This window comes from Streptomyces muensis (genome assembly GCF_021474425.1).
GTDB classification, from domain to species: Bacteria; Actinomycetota; Actinomycetes; order Streptomycetales; family Streptomycetaceae; genus Streptomyces; species Streptomyces muensis.
In genome coordinates this window covers 1-2,852 of record NZ_JAKEIP010000498.1, presented here as the reverse complement: position 1 = coordinate 2,852, position 2,852 = coordinate 1, and the positions used below count along the sequence as shown (strand labels likewise).

The window sequence follows — 2,852 nt, the reverse complement described above, 5'->3', positions numbered from 1 at the left end:
CGCCCCTTCCTGCGCCCGCACGCCCCCTGGCCGGACCGCGCCCGCACCCCCGCGCCCCAGCCCGCACCCGTCACCCCGCCGGTCGAGAAGGCGGAGAAACCGGACGTCGCGCGCGCGGTCGACGAGGTCAAGCGCCTGCTCGGCGAGGGCCGTATCACCCAGGCCGTCGACATCCTCGGCGCGATCCTGCCGGCCGCCGCCGAACAGCACGGCGAGCACTCCCCGGTGGTGCGCACCCTGCGCAAGCAGTACGCGGCCACCCTCATGGACGACGGCCAGTACCGGCGCGCGCTGCCCGAGCTGCGCCGCCTCGCCGACGAACGCGCCGCCGAGGCCGGCCAGGCCGACCCGCAGTCCCTGCGCTTCCGCTTCGACGCCGCCCAGTGCCTGGAACAGCTCGGCGAACCGGCGGCCGCGCTCGCCGAGTACCGTGCGCTGCTGCCGTACTACGAGAACCAGTACGTCTCCGGCGACCCCCAGCTCGCCCACGACGTCCGCCGCCGTATCGGCCACCTCCTGCTCGCCCTCGGCGACCGCCCCGCCGCTCACGACACCCTGGCCCGGCTGCTGCTCGACGTGGAGCGCCTGCACGGCCCGGGCCACCCGCTCGCGGCGGAGGTGCGCCGGACACTGCAGTGGCTGGGGCAGGTACGCGGCTAGGCCCTGTCGTCAGTCGCAGCCCGCCGTCCCCGCCGACCGCAACCGACAGCCGCGGTGCCCCAGCCGACCCAAGGGGCGCGGGGCTGTATCGATGTGCGGCTCCGCCGCGTGGGCGCGGCGAGCCACACGCGACCCGCACTCGCCGACCTACCCGTAGCCCCGAGCTCCCCTGCGAGGCAGGGCACGCGCCAACCTGGTTACGGCCCTCGTGCCGGGAAGCGCACCACCCTGTCGGCTCAAGCACAGCGCAGCGCTCGGTGCCCGAACTCCTGGCGAATCGTTGGTCGAATGGGTTGGCCAGAGCTTGCCCACTGCCTACCATCGATCACCGCAAGACTTTGTGCACCGCCGCACAAGCTTCCTCGGGAGGTCTCCTTGCACCGCCGCCGTCGTACCGCGCTCCTCCTCTCCGCCGCGATCGTCGCGGCGCCTCTGCTCACCGCCTGCGGAAACGATGCGCATCCCGGCGCGGCGGCCGTCGTCGGCGGCCAGCGGATCACCGTCGCACAGCTGGAGAACCGGGTGGGCGAGGTGCGCGAGGCACAGCGCGCCGCCGTACCGGACGACGCCCAGTACGAGCAGGTCATCGCCAAGTCCGGCACCCTCCCGCGCGACGTCCTGCACACCATGGTCCTCGACCAGGTGCTGCACCGCGCCGCCCAGGACGCGGGCGTGACCGTCACCCGCAAGGAGCTCCAGAAGATGCGCGGCGACCTGGAGGGGCAGGTCGGCGGCGCCAAGGCGCTGGAGACGGCCTGGCTCCAGCAGTACGGCATCCCGCCGCAGCGCCTCGACGAGAACCTCCGCCTCCAGCTGGAGGCCCAGAAGCTCGCCACCTCGCTGGGCACCGACACCGGCAAGCCCGCCTTCTGGAACGCCCTGAGCGAGGCGTCCAAGAAGCTCGACATCGACCTCAACCCCCGCTACGGCACCTGGGACGTTCAGAAGAGCGGCCGGGCCGACGCGAAGACGCCGTGGGTGCGCGAGGTGACGGCGGCGCGGCAGTCGGCGTAGCCGTATGCGTGGTAGCTGTGTGCGTAGTAGCCGTGTGCGTAGTAGCTGTGTGGCGTAGCCGTCCTGCCTGTGGATAACTCGGGGGGCCGTCGGCGAGGTGGGTTACGTTCGGATCGTGAACGCAACCAGTCCCGAAGCCGCCCCCGGCCGCATCGTCCTGCTCACCACCAGCCACCGCGTCGCGCCCGGCCTGCTGTCCTGGCCGGCCTGGCAGGCGCTGCACGCGGCCGACCGTGTGCTGTGCGCGGACGGCGCGCATCCGCAGCTGCCGTATCTGCGTGAGGCCGGGATAGCGGTCGACGAGGCCGCGCCGACCGCCGAGCAGCTGATCGACGGGTGCGCCGGCGGCCGCACGGCCGTGGTCGTGGCCACCGGCGAGGGCGAGCCGGCCCTCACCGACGGCCTCGCCCGTCTCGCCGGCTCCGGCCGTGTGCGCATGCCCGAGCTGGAGCTGCTCCCCGCCTCCTACGACCTGCCCGGCGCCCGCCTCCTCGACCTCGTGCAGGTCATGGACCGGATCCGCGTCGAGTGCCCGTGGTCCTCCCAGCAGACCCACAAGGGCCTGGCGAAGTACGGCATCGAGGAGGCCTACGAACTCGTCGAGGCGATCGAGGACGGCGACCGCGAGGAGCTCCGCGAGGAACTGGGCGACGTTCTGTTGCAGGTCGTCTTCCACGCCCGCATCGCCGAGGAGGATCCGGAGTCCCCCTTCTCCATCGACGACGTGGCCGGCGGCATCGTCGGCAAGCTCATCCACCGCCACCCGCATGTCTTCGGCGACGAGACGGCGACCACCCCCGAGGAGGTCAAGGAGCACTGGCTGCGCACCAAGGCTGCGGAGAAGCGGCGCGAGTCGGTGACGGAGGGCATCCCCCTCGGCCAGCCCGGCCTCGCCCTCGCGGCGAAGCTGGCGTCCCGGGTCAGAACGGCGGGCCTGGAAGTCCCCCTCCCGACCGGCGAGGGCCTCGGCTACGAGCTGCTCGCGCTGGCGGTCCGCGCGGAGGCCTCCGGCGTGGACCCCGAGGCGGCCCTCCGGGTCGCGGCCCGCACGTACCGCGACGCCATCCGGACCGCCGAGGGCCTGACCCCGCCGGATACCGTCAAGGAGTGACAGACCAGCCCACCTCCAGCAACAACTCCACCAGTACGACACCCACGAGCGACACACCCACCACCCC

General features: G+C 73.0%; 2 protein-coding genes and 1 pseudogene. All 3 read left to right on the top strand.

Annotation, left to right across the window (positions count from 1 at the left end; genetic code table 11):
- Positions 1-660: pseudogene (locus L0P92_RS43655) on the top strand (serine/threonine protein kinase); the annotation flags it as partial.
- A gap of 375 nt (positions 661-1,035) precedes the next feature.
- The gene (locus tag L0P92_RS43650) at positions 1,036-1,674 is read left to right on the top strand and encodes a SurA N-terminal domain-containing protein (protein WP_234768682.1); all 639 of its coding nucleotides are present in this window, start codon (positions 1,036-1,038) and stop codon (positions 1,672-1,674) included.
- Between the two features lie 115 nt (positions 1,675-1,789).
- Positions 1,790-2,785, top strand: coding sequence for a nucleoside triphosphate pyrophosphohydrolase (locus L0P92_RS43645; RefSeq protein ID WP_234768681.1), 996 nt, complete (start codon positions 1,790-1,792; stop codon positions 2,783-2,785).
- The last annotated feature ends 67 nt before the right edge of the window (positions 2,786-2,852 follow it).